Origin of the sequence: Pseudocitrobacter sp. 73 (assembly GCF_008369545.1) — a bacterium.
Taxonomy (GTDB): domain Bacteria; phylum Pseudomonadota; class Gammaproteobacteria; order Enterobacterales; family Enterobacteriaceae; genus Pseudocitrobacter; species Pseudocitrobacter vendiensis.
This window is the reverse complement of sequence record NZ_VTZO01000008.1, coordinates 362,140-386,156: the sequence shown is the minus strand read 5'-3', so window position 1 is coordinate 386,156 and position 24,017 is coordinate 362,140. Positions and strand designations below refer to the sequence as shown.

The window sequence follows — 24,017 nt, the reverse complement described above, 5'->3', positions numbered from 1 at the left end:
TGTTAGTCCAGTTCGTTATCAAGATCATTTGCGCCAGCAGCCGGAGCCGCAGCACCCGCAACGCGGTTATATTTCGGGCTCAACTGAATGTACAGAATCGCCATTACCGCACCAATCACACCCAGCGCAACCAGGTTGAAGTTGGTGAAGGCAGCGGTGACGAAGCCCAGGTAGAAGAACGGCATCAGGTAGCCTGCACGCATCATGTTAATAACCATGGCGTAACCGACGACAACGATCATACCACCGGCGATGTTCAGGCCGCTGGTGACCACTTCCGGAATCGCGTTCAGCATGTTCTGCACTTCGCTGGTACCCACAGACACCGCCACGATCACTGCCGGGATAGCGATACGCATCGCCTGCAGGAACAGTGAGGAGACGTGGATCCAGGAGAGCGCCGTCAGGTTGCCATTTTCGGCCGCCTTATCCGCCGCGTGCTGGAATGCCACGGTAATGGTACGTACGATGATGGTCAGAACCTGGCCTGCGGCTGCCAGAGGAATCGCCAGCGCGATACCGGCGCCGATACTCTGATGACCTGCAATAACCAGAATGGTTGAGATGATGGAAGCCAGTGCGGCATCTGGCGCAACCGCCGCACCGATGTTCATCCAGCCCAGGGCGATCATTTCCAGCGTACCACCGATGATGATACCGGTTTTCATATCGCCGAGAACGATACCGACCAGGGTACAAGCAACGAGCGGTCGGTGGCACTGAAACTCATCAAGGATCGACTCCATACCTGCGATACAGGCGACGATGAATATCAGCACAATTTGAAGAGTGGTAATCTCCATTGTACTTCTCCTATAAACGTAAGACTAAAGTGTGAAAACGGAGTGACAATCAACGAGATAGCTTATTTGCCAATCTTGTTGATCAGATCCATCATTTTCAGTTTCGGATCGTTGGAGACCTTACGGGCTTCCAGTTCGATACCACGGTCGTTCAGTTTCTTGAACGCTTCGATATCTTTTTCATCGACCGAAACGGCGTTATTCACCTGAGTTTTACCCTGGCGGAAAGCCATACCACCGATGTTGATAGAGGTGAATTTCACACCACCTTCAGCAAGGCGTTCGACATCCGTCGGGTTCGTGAACAGCAGCATCACTCGTTCACCCGCGTATTTCGGGTTGTTATAGACGCGAAGCATCTTGGCAATATCAACCACATGCGCGGTTACGCCCGGAGGAGCAACCTGTGTCAGCAGGGTTTTACGTACGGTATCTGCGGCAACTTCATCGCTGACAACGATGATGCGGCGGACGTTAGTTTCTTTAGTCCAGCGGGTGGCTACCTGGCCGTGGATTAAACGGTCATCGATACGCGCCAGGCCAATGACCATGTAGTCATTTTCACCCATTGGTTTAACCGGTGCCGCAGGTTTCGCTGCGACCGGGGCGGGTGCCGCTTTTTCAACCGGCTTCGCTTTCAGCGCTTTCACGCCTTCACGCCCGGTTTCAACGGCGATCGCCACCAGCTCATCAAACGATGGGTTATCATCACGCGCCATCAGCGTTTCCACTAACATCGGGATGTTGACGCCCGCAATGACTTCACACTGTTCTTTATCAACGACAATGCGGCTGGCCGCGTTGAACGGGCTTCCGCCCCAGGTATCAACGAGAAACAACACGCCTTTGCTGGTATCAAGCTTTGCCAGTTGTGCGTTGTATTTTTCGATCAGCGTCTCGGCGTTTTCGCCAGGTACGAAATCGATCCAACCCACATTTTCCTGCTCGCCCAACAGCATCTCTGCCGTCTTCAGCAGTTGTTCTGCTGCCCAACCATGTGTGCCTATTACAATAGCAATCGTCACTTGCTACCTCCTTTTATTATCGTCGCATCAGGCGGGCTGATGCCTGTTGAAGCGATGTCGTGACCGAATCGATTCAGATAAGGGTTTGAGAGAAAAAATTAATAACTACCGAGAATTATTTTAGATAGTGAAAAAATAATTAATGTGATGAAGATCCGTAATTTAGTCAAAGGTGGGCGATTATTTTGCGGCGCAAAAAATAACCCTACTTATTGCAAAGACAGGTAAATCTTTGCCAAATTGTGATCAGATTTTGCTATGTTTAGCTTCCGTTTAATTTTGCAGGAGTATAGGGCTGTAGCCCAAAGTATGGACCGTCACCGACGCCTTTTCACATTCACATCGCACATTTGTGCAGTACATCCCGGCCAGCCGCGCCACCGTTCACTTTTGTCTGAAATTGTCACGCCTGTATCTGACAGCGCGATGACGCGTCATCTTGTTAGCTGGAGTCGCTCATGGAATTGTTAATGGACCCGTCAATCTGGGCCGGTTTGTTGACGCTAGTCGTCCTGGAGATCGTACTGGGTATTGATAACCTGGTCTTTATCGCGATCCTTGCGGATAAACTGCCGCCAAAACAGCGTGATAAAGCGCGCCTGATTGGTCTGTCGTTGGCGCTGATTATGCGTCTGGGCCTGCTTTCGGTGATCTCGTGGATGGTCACGCTCACCGCGCCGCTGTTTAGCGTATGGGATTACTCGTTTTCCGGGCGAGATTTGATCATGCTGCTGGGTGGTCTGTTCCTGTTGTTCAAGGCGACAACCGAGCTTCATGAACGGCTGGAAAACCGTCAGCACGATGCCGGTCACGGCAAAGGCTACGCCAGCTTCTGGGTCGTGGTGCTGCAAATTGTGGTGCTGGATGCCGTCTTCTCTCTGGATGCGGTCATTACCGCCGTGGGGATGGTGAACGATCTGCCTGTCATGATGGCGGCCGTGGTGATTGCGATGGGTGTGATGCTGCTGGCTTCCAAACCGCTGACGAATTTTGTCAACCAGCATCCGACGGTCGTGGTGCTCTGTCTGAGCTTCCTGCTGATGATCGGTTTGAGCCTTGTGGCAGAAGGCTTCGGTTTCCATATTCCGAAAGGCTACCTGTACGCGGCGATTGGTTTCTCCATCATTATCGAACTGTTTAACCAGATTGCGCGTCGTAACTTCATTCGTCACCAGTCCACGCTGCCGCTGCGCGCGCGTACTGCGGATGCCATTCTGCGCCTGATGGGCAGCCGTAAGCAGGCCAGCCCGCAACAGGAAGGTGATAACCCAACGCCTGTATCAGTGCCGGAAGGGGCGTTTGCGGAAGAAGAACGCTATATGATTAACGGCGTGCTGACGCTGGCTTCGCGTTCCCTGCGTAGCATCATGACGCCGCGCGGTGAAATCAGTTGGGTCGATGCCGACCTCAGCAAAGATGAAATCCGCGAACAGCTGCTTTCGTCGCCGCACAGCCTGTTCCCGGTGTGTCGTGGCGAACTGGATGAAGTTATTGGTATCGTGCGTGCCAAAGAGATGCTGGTGGCGCTGGAAGCGGGTGATGACGTGGCGGCAATTGCCTCAGCCCACCCGGCCATTGTGGTGCCGGATACGCTTGACCCAATTAACCTGTTGGGCGTGCTGCGTCGGGCAAAAGGCAGCTTTGTTATCGTCACCAACGAGTTTGGTGTGGTGCAGGGGCTGGTGACACCGCTGGACGTACTGGAAGCTATCGCCGGTGAATTCCCTGATGCCGATGAAACCCCGGAAATCGTCGCCGATGGCGAAGGCTGGGTGGTGAAGGGCGGTACTGACCTTCACGCGCTGCAACAGGCGCTGGGGATCGATAACCTGGTGAACGAGGAAGAAGATATCGCTACCGTCGCGGGCCTGGTGATTGCCGTTAACGGCCATATCCCGAAAGTGGGCGATGTGATTGAGCTCGCGCCGTTACAGATAACCATCACTGAAGCCAATAACTACCGCATCGATCAAGTTCGCGTGGTGAAGCAACCGTCAGAACATGACGAAGAAGAATAACATGGGCCTTTAAGGCGTAACGGGTGCAGGTAGCCCGTTATGCTTCGCCAGCCACTGGGGGAATTCCGCCAGTGGCATTGGCGGCGCGTAGAGATAACCTTGCAGTAAATGGACGCCGTGGCGCTGCAAATAGTTTGCCTGCTCCGGCGTTTCCACCCCTTCCGCAACCAGCTCAATATTCAAACGTTGACCCAGCGCAATGATAATGTCCGTTACCGTCGAATTGACCGCATCGGTGCCAATCGCATGGGTAAACGACTTATCAATTTTCAGCACATCGGGATGCAGTTTCTCAAGCCATGAGAGCGAACTGTTGCCGGTACCGAAATCATCAATCGCCAGCTGGACTTTCCTGCTGTGCAGTTCGCGTAAAAGTTCACTGTTCACGTCGTGCAGCGCATCGCGCTCGGTCAGTTCGATGGTTAACTGAACGGCAGGATTTACGCTAAACCACAGGTTATTAAGGTCTGCAAGCAGCAGTTTGTCGTCACGGAAATGCGCTGCAGCCGCGTTGATGCCAATATGGAACTTAGGGTCTGCGGGAAAGTAGTGCAGCTGTTGTGCCGTTTCATTCAGCACATAACGGGTAAGCGGCAGGATAAGGTTTTTGGCTTCGGCAATAGGGATAAACACATCTGGGGCGATGGGCCCCAGCCGTGGATTATTCCAGCGCAGCAGGATCTCCACGCCGTCACAACGCTGGGCGCGGGTGTTCAGCAGCGGCTGGCAGAAAAGCGTGAACTCGCGCTGGGCAATGCCCATGTTGATTTCCCAGGAGAAACTCATGCGTCTGGCGGTGGCAATCCAGGTTATCCAGGCAAAAAGCAAGCTGAAGATCAGCGCCAACGGTAACCTGCCGGGTAACTCATGCAGCGCCAGCGTCCAGAATGAGGGGCCGCTAACAGCAATGCTGAAAGGGTATGCCCGGGATGCCTGTGAATAGAACATCTCGCCCTTACGCTGTAATCGCTGTTCGGTAATGCCGACGCCATCCATGTAATAGGCGTTATCGATGCCCAGACTGGTACGGGTAATGAGCGGCGGGAAAGGGTCGAGAATCATCTCGCTGACTAAATCAATGTTAATGCCGATAACCACGCCATTTTGGTCGTCCTGCGCCGCCGGAAACCACTGCATCAACACGGGACTTCCTTTGACCAGCGAACGATCTATGGTCAGGATCATTTTTGGCTTGCTGTCCGCCAACCTTGGCTGCAGTTTGCGCAACGGAATATCGCGTTCGCCGAAGGCGCTGGAGCAGTAGAGAATACCGTCCTTGACGAGAAAAATAGATCGGGCGGTTTTTAAGGTGGCAACTTGTTGACGAAGCTGTAACAGGCTGTCATTACACGGTTTTCCGATAAGCGGTTGCAGGCGAACATGCTCTTTTTCCAGATTCTGCAGGATCTTATCCATCGTGTTCACTGCGCGCAGGGTGTAGCTTTCGATCTGCTGTTTATTTTCGCTACGCTGTAAAATAAATCCAATACTCAGCGTAAGCGCAAAGACGCCCAGCGCCACCAGGGCACAGAGAAGAATACGCTTATGGAGATATTGTTTTACTATCCAGTGCGCAGATTGCATATCCGATGCTCAATACCCGGCCAGAGCCTTTTACGGCAACACAAGCAAGTTTAGCGGTGCGGGAAGAAAAAAGTGAGATAAAAGAGAGAAATAAATCGCCCATCCGAAGATGGGCGAGGAGGGGTTAGTCACATTGTACTTTGATCGCCAGTCCGCCGCGGGAGGTTTCGCGGTATTTGGCGTTCATATCTTTCCCGGTTTCATACATCGTTTCGATGACTTTATCGAGAGAGACGCGCGGCTCGCTGGTACGGCGCATTGCCATGCGCGAGGCGTTAATCGCTTTCACAGAAGCGATAGCGTTACGTTCAATGCACGGTACCTGAACCTGACCCGCTACCGGGTCACAGGTGAGCCCCAGGTTGTGTTCCATGCCAATTTCAGCCGCCACGCAAACCTGTTCCGGGCTGGCGCCCAGCAGTTCTGCGAGGCCCGCTGCCGCCATGGAGCAGGCCACGCCCACTTCACCCTGACAACCCACTTCGGCACCGGAAATAGAGGCGTTCATTTTATAAAGTGCGCCAATCGCCCCGGCGGCGAGGAAGTAGCGGATGTAGATATCCGGGCTGACGGATTCAATAAAGTGATCGTAATAGGCGAGTACTGCTGGCACAATTCCGCAGGCACCATTGGTAGGCGCAGTGACCACGCGGCCCCCGGCGGCGTTCTCTTCGTTCACCGCCAGCGCGAACATATTCACCCAATCGACCACGTTCATCGGGTCGTTAGAGAGCTTATCACTGGCGACCAGCAGACGGCGCAGCGCGGAGGCGCGACGCGGAACACGCAGCGGGCCTGGCAAGACACCTTCGGTGTTCATACCACGGTCGATACAGGCCTGCATGGTTTGCCAGACATTAGCAAAGTACTCTTCAATCTCTTTCTTGCTGTGCAGCGCCAGTTCGTTCTGCATCACCATGCCAGAAAGTGACAGCCCGGTCTCTTTGCAGTAGTTCAGCATTTCGGTCGCGGACGCGAACGGGTAAGGCACTTTCACCTCATCGACCGCCTCTTTGCCGAAATGCTCCTCATCAACAATAAAACCGCCGCCGATGGAATAATAGGTTTTGCTGTAGACTTCCGTTTCACCCGCCCAGGCGTGGATCTGCATACCGTTTTCATGCAGAGGCAGGTTGCCGTTGTGGAAGCGCATGCCGTTATCTTTCGGGAAATCGACTTCTTTGCGACCCTGAGCCAGCAGCAGACGACCACGGGTTTCGACGTCGCGAATAAACGCGGGAATAGCATCAATATCGACCGTCGCAGGCTGATTGCCCGCAAGGCCCATAATAATGGCGATATCAGTATGGTGACCTTTACCGGTTAACGAGAGCGAACCGTAGACGTCAACCGCGACGCGGGTAACATCATCAATCAAACCTTTTTCGACCAGGTCATCGACGAACTGCTTGCCCGCTTTCATCGGCCCTACAGTATGGGAAGATGAGGGGCCAATCCCCACCTTGAACATGTCGAATATACTAATCACTTTCTTACTCCTGACAGGGTTACCAGCGTGTTACGGCAACGATGTTATAATTGCGCATAGTGTATGAGGGAACCGGATATTCGGCTGAACTATTCACATGAATTAAACTAATGAATCGATCCTGTTTTACTAATGCCGAACATCTTGCTGTTGCGCTAAGTATAGTCAGGGTTTCAGGCCTACCTGTAGCGCCAGTTCACGAATAATGCCGGCGGTCATTCCCCAGACAAAATAGTGCTGGTACCACGAAAGCCATACACGGTGTGAATCACCGCGGCGATGAATATCGAGTGGATGGTAGCGCCCGAGCCGCAGCGCCTCCGCCAACGGCATTTCAAATACCGATGACACTTCATCGACGCTGGCGTGATAGTGCAGATTTGGCGGAATCACGCCGACGACAGGCGTGACCTGAAAACCGGTAACGCTATCGACCGGCGGCAGCATACCGATTATCTCCACGCTCTCAGGCGGGATGGCGACCTCTTCCTGCGCCTCACGCAATGCGGCGGCAATCAGTGATGCATCGGTACTGTCGACCGCGCCGCCGGGAAAGGCCACCTGGCCTGGATGTTTGCGCAACTTCGCTGAACGCTGGGTTAACAGCAAACCCGGTTCGGGCCGCCGAACGATGGGCACCAGCACTGCCGCCTGCCGCTGGTTAACCGCCAGGCGGTTCGCCTGTGGGCGCAGCAGTTGAAAGCGCGAGAGAAAATCATCCAGGTTCAGAGCAGGGGATGCCATGGTTACGACTCCAGTTGTTGCAGAATACGGTTAACTTTATCAAACGTTTCCTGATATTCCGCGGCTTCGTTGCTGTCTGCTACGATACCACCCCCGGCAGAACAGTAAACCTGCCCGCGCCAGGCGGTGACGGTGCGAATGGTGATGCTGGTATCCATGTTGCCGCAGGCGCTGATATACCCGATGCTACCGCACCAGACGTTACGGCGATGCGGTTCGAGTTCGTCGATAATCTGCATGGCCCGCACTTTCGGCGCACCGGTAATCGAACCGCCGGGGAATGCGGCGCGCAACAGGTCGCTGGCGTGGAGCATATCCGGTAAGGTCGCGGTGATGGTACTCACCAAATGGTGCACCGCCGGGAAGGGCTCGACCACAAACAGTTCAGGCACACGAACGCTGCCCGGCACCGCGACGCGGCCAATATCGTTGCGCATCAAATCGACAATCATCAGATTTTCGGCGCGATCTTTCGGCGAGTTCGCCAGGCGTTCAGCCTGTGCTGCATCTTCAGTGGCGTCGGCCAGGCGGGGAAGGGTGCCTTTAATCGGGCGCGTCTGAATCTCGCCGTGTTCCAGCAGAATAAACCGCTCCGGTGACAGGCTTAATATCGCCCCTTCATCAAGCCGGATAAAGGCGCTGAACGGTGCGCGGTTAGTGCGGTTAAGCTGAACGAAAGCCTGCCATTCATCGCCGGTATAATTCGCCTGAAAACGCTGAGCGAGGTTGACCTGATAACAATCGCCGCTATGCAGATACGCCTGCACCTGACGGAATTTCTCGCCATACGTCTCGCGGCTCATGTTTGCCTGCCATCTGGAGGTCAGTGCAAAGGGCGAAGTCGATTGCCTCTGCTGGCTTAGCAACCAGTCCAGGCGCTCCTGCGCATTATTCTGGCTTACCAGCGTTACCGTTTGGCGATGATGATCGACAATCATCGCCCAGTCATAAATACCCACCGCCATATCCGGCAGGTCGATGTCTGAGTGTGCATGGCATGGAAGACGTTCAAAGCGGCGACCTAAATCATAGCCGAAAAGCCCCAGCACACCGCCGATAAACGGCATATCAGGAAGCGAATCGGTATTGAATGCCTGGGCATCAAGCTCTGCCTGTAAAAGCGAGAGCGGATCCTGTGTGGATTCGGTATGCTCACTGCCGCGCGTAATCGTGGTTGTTTCGCCCTGCGTCACCAGGGTAGTGAGAGGTTGCGCAACCAGAATGTCGTAACGACTGTGTGGATGGTCCGCATGGCCCGAATGCAGAAGCATCGCCCATGGCTGGTGGCTTAACGGCGCGAAATAGTGCTCAGCGGCATCCTGTCGCCACGGTAACGTAATCATTGACGGGAGTAACATCTTCCTCAAACCCAAGCAGCGTGAAATAATAAGCGCCAACAATGTAGCAGGAGTCAAACATGTTTGCAGGATTACCTTCGCTGACCCACGAGCAGCAACAACAAGCGGTAGAACGTATTCATGACCTCATTTCTCAGGGTATGAGTAGCGGCGAAGCGATTGCGCAGGTCGCCGCAGAAATTCGCGCCACCCACACGGGCGAGCAGATTGTGGCGCGTTTTGAAGATGAGGATGAAGAAGAGTAAGACGTTACACCGCGGCGATAATTTTAATTTCGACCTTATACTCCGCTTTCATCAGTCTGGCCTGCACGGTGCAACGCACCGGCGCATGGCCCGCAACAACCCATTCATCCCACGCTTTGTTCATTGCGGCGAAATCATCTCCGTTGGCGAGAAAAATCGTCGCATCGAGAATTTTGGTTTTATCGCTGCCCTGTTTTTGCAAAATCGCGTCAATCTGCGCCAGGGTGTTCGCCGTTTGCTCGTAAGCATCTGCTTGCAGATTTTCCGGTACCCCGGTGTAGTACAGCGTCTGGTTGTGAATCACGACATCAGACCAGCGGGCTTCGGCATCAATACGCGTAATCGTCATTGCAGTTTCCTCTGTTGAAATTCCTTTACGTGCGCAAGAGTGCCATATTGTTGCCCGGTCGTCATCCGTTCGACTGGCGAAAGGACGGTCAGCCTGACATAATCACTGTCCAAATAAACAGGGGGCAGTGTGACGGACGATTTTGCAGCAGACGGTCAGTTAGCGAAAGCGATTACCGGTTTTAAACCACGCGAACCGCAGCGCCAGATGGCGCACGCCGTTGCGCAGGCAATCTGCGACGGCGAGCCGTTAGTGGTGGAAGCGGGAACCGGCACCGGGAAAACCTACGCCTACCTTGCGCCCGCGCTGCGCGCCGATAAAAAAGTGATTATCTCTACCGGCTCAAAAGCGTTGCAGGATCAACTCTACAGCCGTGATTTACCAACGGTGGCGAAAGCCCTGGAATTCAAAGGCAAACTGGCATTGCTGAAAGGGCGTTCGAACTACTTGTGTATTGAACGTCTTGAACAGCAGGCGCTGGCGGGCGGCGATCTGCCCGTCAACACCTTAAGCGACGTTATTCTGCTGCGATCGTGGGCGAATCAAACGCTTGATGGCGACATCAGCACCTGTGTCAGCGTCGCGGAAGACTCACAAGCCTGGCCGCTGGTGACCAGCACCAATGACAACTGCCTCGGTAGCGACTGCCCCCAGTACGCCGACTGCTTTGTGGTGAAGGCGCGTAAAAAAGCGATGGACGCCGATGTGGTGGTGGTCAACCATCACCTGTTTCTGGCCGATATGGTGGTCAAAGAGAGCGGTTTCGGCGAACTCATTCCTGAAGCCGAAGTGATGATTTTCGATGAAGCGCATCAGCTTCCGGATATCGCCAGCCAGTATTTTGGCCAGTCGCTCTCCAGCCGACAGCTGTTAGACCTTGCCAAAGACATCACTATCGCGTACCGAACGGAACTGAAAGATACCCAGCAATTGCAAAAATGTGCCGACCGCCTGGCGCAGGCCACCCAGGATTTCCGCCTGCAGCTGGGCGACCCTGGCTATCGCGGGAATCTGCGTGAACTGCTGGCGGATAACACCATTCAGCGCGCGCTTTTGCTGTTAGATGATGCGCTGGAGCTCTGCTATGACGTCGCCAAACTGTCGCTGGGGCGTTCCGCCTTGCTGGACGCAGCCTTTGAACGTGCGACGCTGTATCGTGCGCGACTCAAGCGGCTGAAAGACGTCAACCAGCCGGGTTACAGCTACTGGTATGAGTGCAACTCGCGCCACTTTACGATGGCGCTAACGCCGCTCACGGTAGCCGATAAATTCAAAGAAGTGATGGCACAGAAGCCGGGCAGCTGGATTTTTACCTCGGCCACCTTATCGGTGAACGACGATCTGCATCATTTCACCGATCGCCTGGGTATCGGTGAAGCCCATTCGTTGCTGTTGCCGAGCCCGTTCGACTATGCGCATCAGGCGCTGCTGTGCGTACCGCGCAACCTGCCGTTACCTAATCAGCCAGGCGCGGCGCGTCATCTGGCGGCCATGTTAAAACCGATCATCGAAGCCAACGATGGGCGCTGTTTTATGCTTTGCACCTCACACGCCATGATGCGTGACCTGGCGGAGCAGTTCCGCGCCACCATGACGCTACCGGTGTTGTTACAGGGCGAAACCAGCAAAGGGCAGCTCTTACAGCAGTTCGTCAGCGCGGGTAATGCGCTACTGGTGGCGACCAGCAGTTTCTGGGAAGGTGTGGACGTGCGTGGTGATGCGCTCTCACTGGTGATCATCGACAAACTGCCGTTTACCTCACCCGATGACCCATTGTTGAAGGCGCGAATGGAAGATTGTCGGCTGCGTGGCGGCGATCCGTTTGAAGACGTTCAGCTTCCGGATGCAGTCATTACTCTCAAGCAGGGGGTTGGACGTTTGATTCGCGACACCGACGATCGCGGCGTGCTGGTTATTTGCGACAACCGTCTGGTGATGCGCCCCTATGGCGCAACCTTCCTTGCCAGCCTGCCGCCAGCGCCGCGCACGCGAGATATCGGGCGCGCCGTTCGTTTCCTGGCGATGTCATCCATTCGTTAACAAGGGCGCAGCCTGGTACAAAGTGTGCTAAGATGCGCGCCATTTTATTGATCTGCAATTGCGAGAGCGCGACGAATCATGCGAATTCTGGCTATCGACACCGCCACAGAAGCCTGCTCGGCTGCCCTGTGGAACACCGGTGAAATCTGTGCTCATTTTGAACTCTGTCCTCGTGAACACACCCAACGCATTCTGCCTGTGGTGCAGGATATTCTTAGCCAAAGCGGCGTCACCTTAGCAGAGCTGGACGCGCTGGCGTTTGGCCGTGGGCCGGGCAGTTTTACCGGCGTGCGTATCGGTATTGGTATCGCGCAAGGCCTGGCACTGGGCGCTGAACTGCCGATGATTGGCGTCTCGACACTTGCGACAATGGCGCAGGGCGCGTTCCGTAAACGCGGGGCGACGCGTGTTCTGGCAGCCATTGATGCGCGAATGGGCGAAGTTTACTGGGCGGAATACGTTCGCGACGAGCAGGGTATCTGGCACGGCGAAGAGAGTGAAGCGGTGCTAAAACCCGAAGCGGTTAAAGAACGTCTCATGCAATTATCTGGTGAATGGGTAACCGTGGGAACCGGTTGGCCGGCATGGCCTGAACTGGCCGCCGACGCCACGCACCTCACGATAACCGATGGCGAGGTGTTACTGCCCGCAGCCGAAGACATGTTGCCCATCGCGGTTTATCTGCTGGAGCAGGGTAAAACCGTCGCCGTTGAGAAAGCCGAACCTAAATATTTACGCAACGAAGTGGCATGGAAGAAACTTCCGGGCCGTGAATGAATCTTAGTAAGTAAATACTGAGAAAAAGGAGTTGCATCATGGCGGGTCAAAAAGCGGTCGTTCGCATTGCTCTTGCGGGGCTTATTGCCGTCGCACTGAGTGGCTGCGTCAGCGTGCCGGATGCTATTAAGGGCAGTAGCCCAACGCCGCAGCAGGATCTGGTGCGCGTAATGGCATCGCCGCAGCTGTATGTCGGCCAGGAATCCCGTTTCGGTGGGAAAGTGGTTAATGTACAGAACACCAACGGCAATACGCGTCTGGAAATTGCTACCGTGCCGCTCGACAGCGGCGCGCGTCCCATCCTTGGCGAACCTTCACGCGGGCGAATTTATGCTGATGTTAACGGCTTCCTCGACCCCGTCGATTTCCGTGGGCAACTGGTGACGGTCGTTGGCCCTATAGCGGGAACGGTGGAAGGCAAGATTGGCAATACCGCTTACAACTATCTTCGCGTTCAGGTCACCGGCTATAAACGCTGGCGCGTGACCCAGCAGGTGGTGATGCCGCCGCAGCCGATTGATCCCTGGTTCTACGGCCCACATCCGTGGCGTGGGGGTTACGGTTATGGTGGCTGGGGATGGTATAACCCCGGCCCCGCTCAGGTACAAACTATCGTTACTGAATAATGAATTGATTTGTAAAAGGAAAGAAACAGCGGCTAGCCCGCTGTTTCTTTATTCACACGGACATAAAAAAATAAAAAGTGACGCGCTTCGCAACCTGCAATTTGTGTAATTAATAAACTGGTACGCTGAGTTAATATTATGTTAAAGGATGGTTTATTAATTGGGGTTGTGATGACGACGAATACGCATTTTAGAGGTGATACTTTGAAGAAGGTTTGGCTCAACCGTTATCCGTCCGATGTTCCGGCGGATATCAATCCTGACCGTTATCAATCCCTGGTTGAACTCTTCGAACATGCCACGACGCGCTATGCTGACCAGCCCGCGTTCGTCAACATGGGCGAAGTGATGACGTTTCGTAAACTTGAAGAGCGCAGTCGTGCATTCGCCGCCTATCTTCAGCAAGGGCTGGGGTTGCAGAAAGGCGATCGCGTTGCGCTGATGATGCCCAACTTGCTGCAGTATCCGGTTGCACTGTTTGGTATTCTGCGTGCGGGGATGATTGCGGTGAACGTCAACCCACTCTATACCCCACGTGAACTGGAACATCAGCTCAACGATAGCGGGGCGGCAGCGATTGTCATTGTCTCCAACTTTGCCCATACCCTGGAAAAGGTTGTCGATAAAACCCAGGTGAAGCACGTTATTCTCACGCGTATGGGCGATCAGCTTTCCACCGCGAAAGGTACGCTGGTTAACTTTGTGGTGAAGTATATCAAGCGCCTGGTGCCGAAATACCATCTGCCGGATGCTATCTCTTTCCGTCGCGCGCTGCATAACGGCTATCGCCTCCAGTACGTTAAACCCGACATTACCACCGACGATCTCGCTTTTCTGCAATACACTGGCGGCACCACTGGTGTGGCGAAAGGCGCAATGCTCACGCACCGCAATATGCTGGCCAACCTCGAACAGGTTAACGCTACCTACGGGCCGTTATTGCATCGCGGTACGGAGCTGGTAATCACCGCTCTGCCGCTCTATCACATCTTTGCGCTCACCATGAACTGCCTGCTGTTTATTGAGCTGGGCGGTAAGAACGTGTTAATCACCAACCCGCGTGATATTCCGGGGCTGGTGAAAGAGCTGGCAAAATATCCGTTTACCGCGATGACTGGGGTGAATACGTTGTTCAACGCGCTGCTGAACAACAAAGAGTTCCAGCAACTCGATTTTTCGACACTCCATCTTTCGGCGGGCGGCGGCATGCCGGTACAAAATGCGGTTGCCGAACGCTGGGTAAAACTGACCGGGCAGTACTTGCTGGAAGGTTACGGCCTGACGGAGTGCTCGCCGCTGGTGAGCGTCAACCCGCACGATATCGATTATCACAGCGGCAGTATTGGTCTGCCGGTGCCGTCCACCGACGTCAAGCTGGTGGATGACGACGATAACGAAGTGGCGCACGGCGAGCCGGGTGAACTGTGCGTGAAAGGGCCGCAGGTGATGCTTGGCTACTGGCAGCGCCCGGACGCGACGGATGAAATCATCAAAGACGGCTGGCTGCATACCGGCGATATTGCGGTGATGGATGACGAGGGCTTCCTGCGCATTGTCGATCGTAAAAAGGATATGATTCTGGTCTCTGGCTTCAATGTGTATCCGAATGAAATTGAAGATGTCGTGATGAAGCATCCCGGCGTTCAGGAAGTGGCGGCAGTCGGCGTACCGGCGGGTAGCAGTGGTGAAACCGTCAAGATTTTTGTTGTCAAAAAGGACGCCTCGTTAACCGATGACGCGCTCATCACCTTCTGCCGTCGCCAGTTAACGGGCTATAAAGTGCCGAAACTTGTCGAATTCCGTGATGAATTACCGAAGTCTAACGTTGGTAAGATTTTGAGACGAGAATTACGTGACGAAGCCCGTGCTAAAGTAGAGAATAAAGGCTGAGACATTTCTAAGTCGCCAGACGCCGGCTATGCCGGCGTTTTTATTGGGCGCAATCTAAGAGAGTATGATTTGAACTATCAGATGATCACCACCAACGAAGCGCTGAGCACCTTGTGCGAAGCCGTTTCGCAGGTCACTTCCATCGCGCTGGACACCGAGTTTGTCCGTACCCGTACCTATTATCCGCAACTGGGGCTCATTCAGTTGTTTGATGGTCAGCAAACGTCGCTTATCGATCCACTCGGCATTACCGACTGGTCTCCGTTACAGGCAATTTTGCAGGACACCCGTATCACGAAGTTCCTGCACGCGGGCAGTGAAGATCTGGAAGTGTTTCTGAATGTTTTCGGTTCAATGCCAAAACCGCTGATTGATACCCAAATTCTGGCGGCGTTTTGCGGCCGCCCGATGTCCTGGGGCTTTGCGGCAATGGTGGAAGAGTATACCGGCATCAAACTGGACAAAAGTGAATCGCGTACTGACTGGCTGGCGCGCCCGCTTACCGAGCGTCAATGCATCTATGCGGCCGCAGACGTCTGGTATCTGCTGCCTATCGCGCACAAGCTGATGGCGGAAACTGAGCAGGCAGAGCGCTTAGACGCCGCACTGGATGAGTGCCTTCTCATGCAGCAGCGTCGTCAGGAAGTGGTTGACCCGGCGGAAGCCTGGCGCGACATCACCAACGCCTGGCAGCTGCGTACGCGTCAGCTGGCGTGTCTGCAACTGCTGGCCGACTGGCGTCTGCGCAAAGCCCGTGAGCGCGATCTGGCAGTGAATTTTGTGGTGCGTGAAGAACATCTGTGGAGCGTGGCGCGCTATATGCCAGGCAGCATGGGCGAACTGGACAGCCTGGGCCTTTCCGGTAGTGAAATCCGCTTCCATGGTAAAACGCTGCTAAGCCTGGTGGCAAAAGCGCAGGCGCTGCCAGATGACGCATTGCCGGAGCCGTTGCTGAATCTGATGGACATGCCAGGCTATCGCAAAGCGTTCAAAGAAATTAAAGCGCTGGTGCAGGAAGTAGGGCAGGAATCTGGGGTCAGTGCTGAACTGCTGGCGTCGCGTCGCCAGATTAACCAGTTGCTGAACTGGCACTGGCAACTGAAAACCTTTGCCAGCGCACCAGAGATGATCTCCGGGTGGCGTGGCGAGCTGCTGAGTGGCCGTCTTGACGCGCTGCTCGCTGAGTATCCGCGCTAAAAAAGAAACCCCGGTGGCCTGCGCCTTCCGGGGTTTTTTCTCACATCGACCAGCAATATCAGGACTTAGATTCTTCCGCTTCCGGTAGGGTCACGTTAAGTTCCAGAATCGAGATATCCCCGTCTTTCTGCTCCAACTGTACGGTCACCATTTCCGGGTCAATCTGAATGTATTTGCAAATGACTTCCAGGATGTCCTTACGCAGCTGCGGCAGGTAATGCGGTTCAGCATCGCTGCGGCGACGTTCTGCCACAATAATTTGTAAGCGTTCTTTCGCGATATTCGCGGTGCTCTTTTTTCGTGAGAGAAAAAAGTCGAGTAATGCCATAATTTATCCTCCGAACAGGCGTTTGAGGAAACCTTTCTTCTCTTCTTCAATGAAGCGGAAAGGACGTTCTTCTCCCAACAGACGATCTACGGTGTCGGCGTAGGCTTTACCTGCATCGGACACCGCATCCAGAATAACCGGTTCACCCTGGTTGGATGCACGCAGTACAGACTGATCTTCCGGGATAACGCCGACCAGTTTGATGCGCAGAATTTCCAGCACATCTTCCATGCTCAGCATATCGCCTTTGTTTACGCGACCCGGATTGTAGCGGGTCAGCAGAAGGTGTTCTTTGATTGGGTCTTCACCGTTTTCCGCACGACGCGATTTCGAGGCCAGAATGCCCAGAATGCGGTCGGAGTCACGCACGGAAGAGACTTCCGGGTTGGTGGTGATAATCGCTTCATCCGCGAAATAGAGCGCCATCAATGCGCCGGTTTCGATACCCGCCGGGGAGTCGCAGACAACAAAGTCGAACTCCATCTTCTTCAGTTCGTCGAGCACTTTCTCGACGCCTTCGCGGGTCAATGCGTCTTTATCACGCGTCTGGGACGCCGGGAGAATAAACAGGTTTTCCGTGCGCTTATCTTTGATCAGCGCCTGGTTCAGTGTAGCATCGCCCTGAATAACGTTAACGAAATCATACACAACGCGGCGTTCACAGCCCATAATCAGGTCGAGGTTTCGCAGGCCGATATCGAAGTCGATAACGACAGTTTTCTTTCCCTTCTGCGCCAAACCAGTCGCGATGGCCGCGCTGGAGGTGGTTTTGCCCACGCCCCCTTTACCCGAAGTCACAACAATAATGCGTGCCATAGAAATTCCTTGTTAAAAGGGATTAATTAAACGATTGAATTGTCAAAGCGCTATCGTCTAAACGCAGACGTGCCGCTTTGCCATAAAACTCGGCTGGGATTTGATCGCTCAGCCAATATTCCCCGGCAATGGACATTAATTCCGCTGCCAGATGTGTACAAAAAATCTGTGCCTCTCGATCGCCAGCAGCGCCAGCCAGCACCCGTCCCCGCATCATGCCATACACATGAATGTTACCATCGGCGATAAGCTCAGCGCCTGCGCTCACGTGATTTGTAACAATCAGATCACAGTTTGGCGCATAAATGCGCTGACCGGAACGAACCGGCATATCAATCAATCGCGTTTTTGTGATCGTGCTAACAGTTGGGGCTGGTTCAGGCTGGGGTTGAGGCTCGACGGGAGCAGGGCGGGCGATTTTTTCTTTACCCTCAGTGAGTAAAGGCAGACCCGCTTTGTCGATTTCCGCTTTCATGCGCGGGTTCTTTGCGCCGCTCACGCCCACAATACGCAAGCCCGCAGCGTTAATCGCCTGCTGCAACGGCTGCCATTGGGTCGTCTCTTCCAGACTACTGACGTTTACCACCACCGGCGCGTGACGAAAAAAAGCCGGAGCCTGAGCCACCTTGTCCTCTAACGCCTGACGAATAATCTCGGGATTTGCCTCATGCAAATGCACCACTGATAAAGTGAAACTACTGCCTTTAAGTTCGATTGGCGTGTTTGACATCCTGGCCTTACTCAATTTGCTATTTATCATCCAGCACAATGCGGTGATATTCCGAAGACTATCAGGCATGTTATAGTCACTGATATATAGAGGCAAGTCACCACGGGCTTAATTAAGAGTAAAAGTATGTTTTGTGTGATCTACCGGAGCGCTAAACGCGACCAAACCTATCTTTATGTCGAAAAAAGAGACGATTTTTCCCGCGTACCTGAGGAACTGATGAACGGCTTCGGCCAACCGCAGTTGGCGATGATGCTGCCGCTGGACGGGCGTAAACAGCTGGTGAATGCCGATCTTGAGAAGGTAAAACAGGCCCTCAAAGATCAGGGATATTATTTACAGATCCCACCACCGCCTGAGAATTTACTGAAACAGCATCTGGCCGAATCAGGAAAGCCACAAGATTAATCCTGGGCAGTTATTGATGTTGGTCGATAAATGAGTCTATTAGTTATAACAATTATGTTTGAAAAACGAATAGGGGAAACAAATGTATCAGCATCATAACTGGCAAGGTGCGTTGCTGGATTATCCGGTCAGCAAAGTTGTTTGTGTCGGCAGTAATTACGCAAAGCACATTCAGGAAATGGGCAGCGCGATTCCGGATGAACCGGTGTTGTTTATCAAACCAGAAACGGCGCTTTGCGATATTCGTCAACCGCTGGTGTTGCCGCAAGGGCTGGGCTCTGTGCATCATGAAGTCGAACTGGCGGTGCTGATTGGCGCAACATTGCGCCAGGCAACCGAAGAACACGTTCAGAAAGCGATTGCGGGCTATGGTGTGGCGCTGGATCTCACGCTGCGCGATGTGCAGGGGAAAATGAAGAAAGCGGGGCAACCGTGGGAAAAGGCCAAAGGCTTTGATAATTCCTGCCCGATTTCTGGATTTATTCCGGCTACCGAATTCGAAAGCGATCCGCAGAATACGCCGCTGGCGTTAACGGTTAACGGCGAGGTGCGCCAGCAGGGAACGACGGCAGACATGATCCATAAAATCATCCCGCTGATTGCCTATATGAGCCGCTTCTTCACCCTTAAGCCGGGCGATGTGGTGTTGACCGGCACGCCGGAAGGCGTGGGACCTCTGTTGAGTGGCGATGAGCTGACCGTACATTTCAATGGCCTTTCCCTTTCTACGCGCGTACTGTAATCCCTTCTTGCCGCCCTCATTGGGCGGCAAAACTTGCATCCCTGTGCCAGACTGGTTATAAGGTGCACCCTGATTTTTGATGTGGACATCCTTATGAGCGAATTACCTTTCTGGCAAAGCAAAACTCTCGACGAAATGACAGACGCCGAGTGGGAATCGCTGTGCGATGGCTGCGGGCAATGCTGCCTGCATAAACTGATGGATGAAGACACGGATGAAATCTATTTCACCAACGTTGCCTGCCGTCAGCTGAACATCAAAACCTGTCAGTGCCGTAACTACGAACGCCGCTTCGACTATGAACCGGACTGCATCAAACTCACCCGCGAGAATTTACCCACCTTCGAATGGTTACCCCACACCTGCGCCTATCGCCTGCTGGCGGAAGGGAAAGGTCTGCCGGAGTGGCATCCGCTGCTGACGGGCTCAAAAGCCGCGATGCATGGCGAGCGTATTTCTGTGCGTCATATTGCAGTGAAAGAGTCGGAAGTGCGCGACTGGCAGGATCATATTATGAATAAGCCTGAGTGGGCGGATTGATGCGTTGAATTGAAAGGAGTTTTTGCTTACTGATTTTGTGCCTGGGGCATGAGTGGGGCATTACCTCCGAAATTAGCGTTCAAAATGTCCATCTGGTTGCCGTTATTATCGGTCATCCATTTTCCGTAAACGTTGTAAACCATCTGTGCAGATGTGTGTCCCATCTGCGAGGCAATGAAGTTTGGGTTAGCCCCGGCGCTTAATGCCCAGCATGCAAAAGTGTGTCTTGATTCATATGCCCGGCGATGGCGTATACCGGCTCGCTTAAGCATGCTGTTCCAGGTGGTGCCAAACGAGCTATTTAATAACACATTTACCTGCAACATGAATGTTAAAGCAAGCTAAATGCCTGAGTTAATGCCGCGTATTAAATGCTTAGACTGTTACATAACTACATAAGTGTCTAATACGTGATAAAGGATTTGAAACTGATCCCGGCGCTCGGCGTGGTTTGACTTCGGAGTTAATAGATTACATATTTAATTAAAAACACGCCTTGAGAAACATCTTATGCGGCTAATTATTGCAAACAATCTATAGTTGTGTATAGTTGCACCCTATTTTTCATCCTAACTTTAGAAGATTTATGGAAAGAAAATACTGGGCTGATTTCATTAGATTTTTTTCAATCATTTTAGTTGTGATTACACATTGCCATGAAAAATCGGGGGTTGCTGATGTTACTACTAGTAGTCTCTTCTACACCATAGACCGACTCGGTGTGCCATTATTTTTGATGATATCAGGCGGGTTTGTACTCCCGAAGCTTGTAAGTATTGAGCCATTTTTATTCTATAAAAAACGCATTCCCCAGTTTATTATCCTGCTGGTATTTTACGCAATAATCACTAATTTTATTGTGCAATATCTTGTTTCAAAAGATGTCGTCCTCGCGATTATAACTAGCGTAACTAAATTTAATGGTATCTTTCCATCGTCATATGGTGGTGCATCGCAATTGTGGTATTTATATACAATCATACAATTGTATCTTATAGCGCCCTTTCTCGCAGTGATGCTTAAGGGGTTGTCTGCTAGAAATATATTTATATTTCTCTGTATTTGCATTTTCTTTAATTACTTTGTTATTACGGTAAAAATATTTAACCCTGCTTCTGATTTGGCTGCTATTGTCAGAATGGGTAAAGATTTCACTGGCCCGTTTTTGGTTTATTTTGTTTTGGGGTACTTAATAATTGACCGCGGGGTCTTAGAGATAAAGGGAGCAGCAGGTCTAGCGATTCAGGCCTTAATCTTATTGGCGATATGTTCTATAGCCGTAGTGTATGATGTAACCACTGGCAAAGTAAATAATTATATTCATTGGTACAGTACGTCTATTTTTATCTTGATTGGGGCAGTGCCCTTATTCAATATCCTTAAATATATAACTTTGAATCATAAGGGTAACTTTCTCATAAGTGATATTGCCAGATGTTCTTTTGGGATCTTCTTGGTTCATTATGGTGTGCTTTACATTGTTAAGAATTATGTTGATATGTATGAATTATCTCCTTTAGTGAATGTTTTTGCATATTTCATTCCTACGTTCATTTTTACATATATAGCCGTAAAGCTCATGGGAATGTCCAAGGTTACGAGGTACTTTGCATTCTAAATTACCAGTATGAAACAGAGTGACTGAATTTAGGCGGGCAAGGCCCGCCAGGGTTAACTATTTTGCTATCACATCCAGAATAATGTCTTTTAGTCCATTCGCAACCATCAGAGAACCATCTTTTGATAAATGCCCACCATCAGAGTACATAATTTTGTTATTAAAAATTGAGCGACATGTTCCGTCTTTACAAAGCACTTCGTACGGATCCAAATAATAAGTATTTCCCATTGATTTTGCTGTGTTTTTCAACATTTGGTTGAGTTTGTATGAGTGGGCACTTTTCTCTTTTACATTGAGTTGTTCTGAGCATGGGCCGGTTGCGAATGAAGGCCTGGTTATACAGGAAATAACGCCATTTTTATCGCCAACCCGAGGGGGAGAGCCGATAATGATTAATGGCCTACTTCCTATATCCTTTCTTAATAACTTAAGCTGAGTGATAACATATGTATAGTATTCGTCCTGATTTTTGAAACTTATTTTCTCGGCGGTTACACGACTGGAAAGAACATCTTTCGATGTATCCCATGAATGAGATACTATTAAGGGTTTGCTATTCCCTTTTAATAATTTATATAGATTGCCGTATTGACTGGCACAAAGATTATCAGGTCCGGTACCTGGTGTCCTGATAGAGTCTCGGCTGATGAGACATCCATGAGCAAAAAGGGTATCAGCTTTTATATGATTTTGTTTAAATAAATTATCAAAACCAAATGCGTACTGATTTGCATAGCTATCACCAGCGATAATAATTGAAGATTTTTTTATCTGCGTATCACCAATCACTGCCTTATAACCATAACCATGCCCTCCATATTGTTCAAAATGATATTGACCAGCATTTTCAACTAAGGTTTGGTATTTGTCATCGACACGCCAGGTCATGCCTTTGCTGTCGCTAGAATATTTACCTGCGATAATAAGCAAGGTAATAGTAGTAATTACGAATGAATAAATGGTCGAAATGGTAAATCCATTCAATTTCACATGGTGGAATCTGAATTTTCGTTCGACAAAATAATATGTCACCAGTGAAAGGATAATGGTGATTAACAGCATAACACATTTGTCAGTGATATTAGGTTGGGAGGATATAAAATAGCTATAATAAACAATTACAGGCCAATGAACAAGATAAAGTGAATAGCTTATTAATCCAATGTATATGGCTGCTTTATTATTTGTCAGTACTGCTGCTTTAGCATTCCCAGAGTAAATCGCTATACTCGCACCAAGGCAAGGAAGTAATGCCATCAACCCCGGGAAAGAAGTGCTTTCACTGAACATAAACATGCACAATAAAACAGTTGTTATACCAGATATATATAAGATATCTAAAAATGACTCTTTAATAGGCCTTATTTGTTCTAAAAAAACAACAATGGCACCTACTGCGAATTCAAACGCTCTTGATGTGGTCAAAAAATAGGATTTATTCGATTCCGTCGGTAACAATGATTCTGAGTAGATTATGCTTGTGAAAAATGTCCCACAAATTATAGCGATGATGCCGTTTTTAGATTTTAACTTAAATGCAATAAACAACATTACGGGCCAGACAAAGTAAAATTGCTCTTCTACTGATAGTGACCAGGTATGTAGCAATGGTTTTGTCATCGATGATGCGTCAAAATAATCACTATTTAACCAAAAAAAGAAATTTGATAAGGATATAACCGAAAATATCAACGAGTTACCGAAATCTACCATTTGCTGCGGAGAGAACAATACCATCGCCGCTACTAAGGTTAATCCACCGACGAAGAATAGAGCTGGAAGCAGCCGGAGTGCGCGCCGTGTATAAAATTGAATGAATGAAAATGAACTTTGTTCAAGTTGACCTGTTATGTTTTTGGTTATTAAGTAGCCACTGATGACAAAGAAGACATCTACTCCAACGAAACCACCAGGAAAACTAAAACCTATGTGGAATAAGACCACCCCGAGGACGGCGACTGCTCGTAATCCGTCAATGTCTCCACGATACTTTTTGACCGCAACTGAGTTCACTAGAGTAACCTGTGTTAGATAAAAGGTGCATTCTAGTATCTATTGATGTTAATTAAAAGTTAAATCAATGAAAACAAAAATTAATCGCGTGTGTATGTGCGAATGCTCACATAAGATGAATTTTGCGCCAGTTGTTGAAAAAAAATCGGGCATGTAGGATGAGATTTTTTAGTTTATCAGTTTATATGTCACGAACAGCTCGATGTGGTAGATCACATCAATGGCATCACTTTTCGAAATGACTACCGTCGTGTTGTTGATATATTGAATATAAATCTTTCAAAATCGTGTGATTATGCTATTCCAGCCGTAAGTTTAAGCGTAGTGGCTAAATTGCAGAGCAAACATATAAATTGCTTACGACGTCATTACGAACAATAAACGTTCGCCGCCATTGGCCCGCGTAAACCATTTACGCGGCAAAACTCTACGCACATGCCGGGGATCAGAGATTCGGATTGATGGGTACTGAGGGCTGAGATGTGAACCTGAACATCTTTACGACCATCTGAAGGGGTGATGAGACCTTTACCGCTGAGGGAGTCAAAAGCTTTGACAATGCCTGTCATTTTACGAGACAAATAAATTCCTTTGTATTGATAACGCCGAACACTATACGCAGGTTTGGTTATTTATCCAGTACTTTATTTTGCCACACTCTACTGCTGAATTAA

The 24,017-nt window shown here is 51.0% G+C and carries 23 protein-coding genes and 1 pseudogene; 11 read left to right on the top strand and 13 right to left on the bottom strand.

Annotation, left to right across the window (positions count from 1 at the left end):
- Positions 1 to 2 precede the first annotated feature (2 nt).
- Together manY and manX are read right to left on the bottom strand one after the other, a co-directional pair.
- Positions 3 to 803 carry a PTS mannose transporter subunit IIC gene (manY, locus tag F0Q32_RS09085; RefSeq protein ID WP_149462785.1) on the bottom strand — a complete coding sequence of 267 codons (801 nt, stop codon included), beginning with the start codon at positions 801 to 803 and terminating at the stop codon, positions 3 to 5.
- Between the two features lie 62 nt (positions 804 to 865).
- Entirely contained in the window at positions 866 to 1,828 is a 963-nt protein-coding gene (gene manX / locus F0Q32_RS09080) for a PTS mannose transporter subunit IIAB (protein ID WP_149462784.1), read from the bottom strand.
- A gap of 458 nt (positions 1,829 to 2,286) precedes the next feature.
- Between manX and yoaE the strand changes: the two genes are divergently transcribed.
- Positions 2,287 to 3,846 (top strand): CNNM family cation transport protein YoaE, encoded by a 1,560-nt coding sequence (gene yoaE, locus F0Q32_RS09075; RefSeq protein ID WP_149462783.1) that lies wholly within the window; start codon positions 2,287 to 2,289, stop codon positions 3,844 to 3,846.
- 9 nt (positions 3,847 to 3,855) lie between these two features.
- Here yoaE and F0Q32_RS09070 read toward each other — a convergent pair whose 3' ends face one another.
- The 4 genes from F0Q32_RS09070 to pabB form a co-directional block, all read right to left on the bottom strand.
- A complete protein-coding gene (locus tag F0Q32_RS09070) occupies positions 3,856 to 5,430 on the bottom strand; it encodes an EAL domain-containing protein (protein WP_149462782.1) in 1,575 nt (524 codons plus the stop codon).
- A gap of 124 nt (positions 5,431 to 5,554) precedes the next feature.
- Complete coding sequence (gene sdaA, locus F0Q32_RS09065; protein ID WP_149462781.1) at positions 5,555 to 6,919, bottom strand: L-serine ammonia-lyase; 1,365 nt, start codon at positions 6,917 to 6,919, stop codon at positions 5,555 to 5,557.
- 165 nt (positions 6,920 to 7,084) lie between these two features.
- On the bottom strand, positions 7,085 to 7,663 hold the full coding sequence (locus tag F0Q32_RS09060) for a CoA pyrophosphatase (RefSeq protein WP_149462780.1): 579 nt from the start codon (positions 7,661 to 7,663) through the stop codon (positions 7,085 to 7,087).
- A gap of 2 nt (positions 7,664 to 7,665) precedes the next feature.
- On the bottom strand, positions 7,666 to 9,021 hold the full coding sequence (pabB, locus tag F0Q32_RS09055) for an aminodeoxychorismate synthase component 1 (RefSeq protein WP_149462779.1): 1,356 nt from the start codon (positions 9,019 to 9,021) through the stop codon (positions 7,666 to 7,668).
- 59 nt (positions 9,022 to 9,080) lie between these two features.
- Here pabB and F0Q32_RS09050 point away from each other — a divergent pair, with 59 nt between their 5' ends.
- Complete coding sequence (locus F0Q32_RS09050; RefSeq protein WP_149462778.1) at positions 9,081 to 9,266, top strand: YoaH family protein; 186 nt, start codon at positions 9,081 to 9,083, stop codon at positions 9,264 to 9,266.
- A 4-nt stretch (positions 9,267 to 9,270) separates the two neighbouring features.
- Here F0Q32_RS09050 and F0Q32_RS09045 read toward each other — a convergent pair whose 3' ends face one another.
- Positions 9,271 to 9,615 carry a RidA family protein gene (locus F0Q32_RS09045; RefSeq protein ID WP_015964080.1) on the bottom strand — a complete coding sequence of 115 codons (345 nt, stop codon included), beginning with the start codon at positions 9,613 to 9,615 and terminating at the stop codon, positions 9,271 to 9,273.
- Positions 9,616 to 9,744: 129 nt separating this feature from the next.
- Here F0Q32_RS09045 and F0Q32_RS09040 point away from each other — a divergent pair, with 129 nt between their 5' ends.
- The 5 genes from F0Q32_RS09040 (at position 9,745) to rnd (ending at position 16,145) form a co-directional block, all read left to right on the top strand.
- Positions 9,745 to 11,655: an ATP-dependent DNA helicase gene (locus tag F0Q32_RS09040; protein WP_149462777.1), complete on the top strand. Its 1,911-nt coding sequence runs from the start codon at positions 9,745 to 9,747 to the stop codon at positions 11,653 to 11,655.
- Positions 11,656 to 11,733: 78 nt separating this feature from the next.
- Positions 11,734 to 12,432 (top strand): tRNA (adenosine(37)-N6)-threonylcarbamoyltransferase complex dimerization subunit type 1 TsaB, encoded by a 699-nt coding sequence (gene tsaB, locus F0Q32_RS09035; protein ID WP_149462776.1) that lies wholly within the window; start codon positions 11,734 to 11,736, stop codon positions 12,430 to 12,432.
- 38 nt (positions 12,433 to 12,470) lie between these two features.
- A complete protein-coding gene (locus F0Q32_RS09030) occupies positions 12,471 to 13,058 on the top strand; it encodes a Slp family lipoprotein (protein WP_149462775.1) in 588 nt (195 codons plus the stop codon).
- Between the two features lie 204 nt (positions 13,059 to 13,262).
- Positions 13,263 to 14,948, top strand: coding sequence for a long-chain-fatty-acid--CoA ligase FadD (fadD, locus tag F0Q32_RS09025; RefSeq protein ID WP_149462774.1), 1,686 nt, complete (start codon positions 13,263 to 13,265; stop codon positions 14,946 to 14,948).
- Positions 14,949 to 15,017: 69 nt separating this feature from the next.
- Positions 15,018 to 16,145, top strand: a complete 1,128-nt coding sequence (gene rnd / locus F0Q32_RS09020) for a ribonuclease D (protein ID WP_149462773.1) — start codon at positions 15,018 to 15,020, stop codon at positions 16,143 to 16,145.
- A 58-nt stretch (positions 16,146 to 16,203) separates the two neighbouring features.
- Here the strand turns inward: rnd and minE are convergent, their stop codons facing one another.
- Genes minE through minC form a run of 3 tightly spaced genes read right to left on the bottom strand, consistent with a single transcriptional unit; the run spans position 16,204 to position 18,019 of the window.
- Complete coding sequence (gene minE / locus F0Q32_RS09015) at positions 16,204 to 16,473, bottom strand: cell division topological specificity factor MinE (protein ID WP_015964086.1); 270 nt, start codon at positions 16,471 to 16,473, stop codon at positions 16,204 to 16,206.
- Positions 16,474 to 16,476: 3 nt separating this feature from the next.
- A complete protein-coding gene (gene minD, locus F0Q32_RS09010) occupies positions 16,477 to 17,289 on the bottom strand; it encodes a septum site-determining protein MinD (RefSeq protein ID WP_149462772.1) in 813 nt (270 codons plus the stop codon).
- A 22-nt stretch (positions 17,290 to 17,311) separates the two neighbouring features.
- On the bottom strand, positions 17,312 to 18,019 hold the full coding sequence (gene minC, locus F0Q32_RS09005) for a septum site-determining protein MinC (RefSeq protein WP_149462871.1): 708 nt from the start codon (positions 18,017 to 18,019) through the stop codon (positions 17,312 to 17,314).
- A gap of 126 nt (positions 18,020 to 18,145) precedes the next feature.
- Here minC and F0Q32_RS09000 point away from each other — a divergent pair, with 126 nt between their 5' ends.
- The 3 genes from F0Q32_RS09000 (at position 18,146) to F0Q32_RS08990 (ending at position 19,709) form a co-directional block, all read left to right on the top strand.
- Complete coding sequence (locus tag F0Q32_RS09000; protein WP_149462771.1) at positions 18,146 to 18,427, top strand: YcgL domain-containing protein; 282 nt, start codon at positions 18,146 to 18,148, stop codon at positions 18,425 to 18,427.
- An 82-nt stretch (positions 18,428 to 18,509) separates the two neighbouring features.
- Positions 18,510 to 19,169 carry a fumarylacetoacetate hydrolase family protein gene (locus tag F0Q32_RS08995; RefSeq protein WP_149462770.1) on the top strand — a complete coding sequence of 220 codons (660 nt, stop codon included), beginning with the start codon at positions 18,510 to 18,512 and terminating at the stop codon, positions 19,167 to 19,169.
- A gap of 93 nt (positions 19,170 to 19,262) precedes the next feature.
- Positions 19,263 to 19,709, top strand: coding sequence for a YcgN family cysteine cluster protein (locus F0Q32_RS08990; RefSeq protein WP_149462769.1), 447 nt, complete (start codon positions 19,263 to 19,265; stop codon positions 19,707 to 19,709).
- 26 nt (positions 19,710 to 19,735) lie between these two features.
- Here F0Q32_RS08990 and F0Q32_RS08985 read toward each other — a convergent pair.
- Positions 19,736 to 20,002, bottom strand: a pseudogene (locus F0Q32_RS08985) (tyrosine-type recombinase/integrase); the annotation flags it as partial.
- Between the two features lie 293 nt (positions 20,003 to 20,295).
- Between F0Q32_RS08985 and F0Q32_RS08980 the strand changes: the two are divergent.
- Positions 20,296 to 21,327, top strand: a complete 1,032-nt coding sequence (locus F0Q32_RS08980; protein WP_149462768.1) for an acyltransferase — start codon at positions 20,296 to 20,298, stop codon at positions 21,325 to 21,327.
- A gap of 57 nt (positions 21,328 to 21,384) precedes the next feature.
- On the opposite strand, the gene F0Q32_RS08975 is transcribed toward F0Q32_RS08980, so the two are convergent.
- On the bottom strand, positions 21,385 to 23,343 hold the full coding sequence (locus F0Q32_RS08975) for an acyltransferase family protein (protein ID WP_188016844.1): 1,959 nt from the start codon (positions 23,341 to 23,343) through the stop codon (positions 21,385 to 21,387).
- Between the two features lie 368 nt (positions 23,344 to 23,711).
- The gene (gene cspF, locus F0Q32_RS08970; RefSeq protein ID WP_149462766.1) at positions 23,712 to 23,924 is read right to left on the bottom strand and encodes a cold shock-like protein CspF; all 213 of its coding nucleotides are present in this window, start codon (positions 23,922 to 23,924) and stop codon (positions 23,712 to 23,714) included.
- Positions 23,925 to 24,017: the final 93 nt, after the last annotated feature.

What these genes read in the sequence shown, in the direction of transcription:
- manY (WP_149462785.1), bottom strand. Translation starts at nt 803, where the DNA reads ATGGAGATTACCACTCTTCAAATTGTGCTGATATTCATCGTCGCCTGT.
- yoaE (WP_149462783.1), top strand. Translation starts at nt 2,287, where the DNA reads ATGGAATTGTTAATGGACCCGTCAATCTGGGCCGGTTTGTTGACGCTA.
- F0Q32_RS09070 (WP_149462782.1), bottom strand. Translation starts at nt 5,430, where the DNA reads ATGCAATCTGCGCACTGGATAGTAAAACAATATCTCCATAAGCGTATT.
- F0Q32_RS09060 (WP_149462780.1), bottom strand. Translation starts at nt 7,663, where the DNA reads ATGGCATCCCCTGCTCTGAACCTGGATGATTTTCTCTCGCGCTTTCAA.
- pabB (WP_149462779.1), bottom strand. Translation starts at nt 9,021, where the DNA reads ATGTTACTCCCGTCAATGATTACGTTACCGTGGCGACAGGATGCCGCT.
- F0Q32_RS09050 (WP_149462778.1), top strand. Translation starts at nt 9,081, where the DNA reads ATGTTTGCAGGATTACCTTCGCTGACCCACGAGCAGCAACAACAAGCG.
- F0Q32_RS09045 (WP_015964080.1), bottom strand. Translation starts at nt 9,615, where the DNA reads ATGACGATTACGCGTATTGATGCCGAAGCCCGCTGGTCTGATGTCGTG.
- tsaB (WP_149462776.1), top strand. Translation starts at nt 11,734, where the DNA reads ATGCGAATTCTGGCTATCGACACCGCCACAGAAGCCTGCTCGGCTGCC.
- F0Q32_RS09030 (WP_149462775.1), top strand. Translation starts at nt 12,471, where the DNA reads ATGGCGGGTCAAAAAGCGGTCGTTCGCATTGCTCTTGCGGGGCTTATT.
- minE (WP_015964086.1), bottom strand. Translation starts at nt 16,473, where the DNA reads ATGGCATTACTCGACTTTTTTCTCTCACGAAAAAAGAGCACCGCGAAT.
- minD (WP_149462772.1), bottom strand. Translation starts at nt 17,289, where the DNA reads ATGGCACGCATTATTGTTGTGACTTCGGGTAAAGGGGGCGTGGGCAAA.
- minC (WP_149462871.1), bottom strand. Translation starts at nt 18,019, where the DNA reads ATGTCAAACACGCCAATCGAACTTAAAGGCAGTAGTTTCACTTTATCA.
- F0Q32_RS09000 (WP_149462771.1), top strand. Translation starts at nt 18,146, where the DNA reads ATGTTTTGTGTGATCTACCGGAGCGCTAAACGCGACCAAACCTATCTT.
- F0Q32_RS08995 (WP_149462770.1), top strand. Translation starts at nt 18,510, where the DNA reads ATGTATCAGCATCATAACTGGCAAGGTGCGTTGCTGGATTATCCGGTC.
- F0Q32_RS08990 (WP_149462769.1), top strand. Translation starts at nt 19,263, where the DNA reads ATGAGCGAATTACCTTTCTGGCAAAGCAAAACTCTCGACGAAATGACA.
- F0Q32_RS08980 (WP_149462768.1), top strand. Translation starts at nt 20,296, where the DNA reads ATGGAAAGAAAATACTGGGCTGATTTCATTAGATTTTTTTCAATCATT.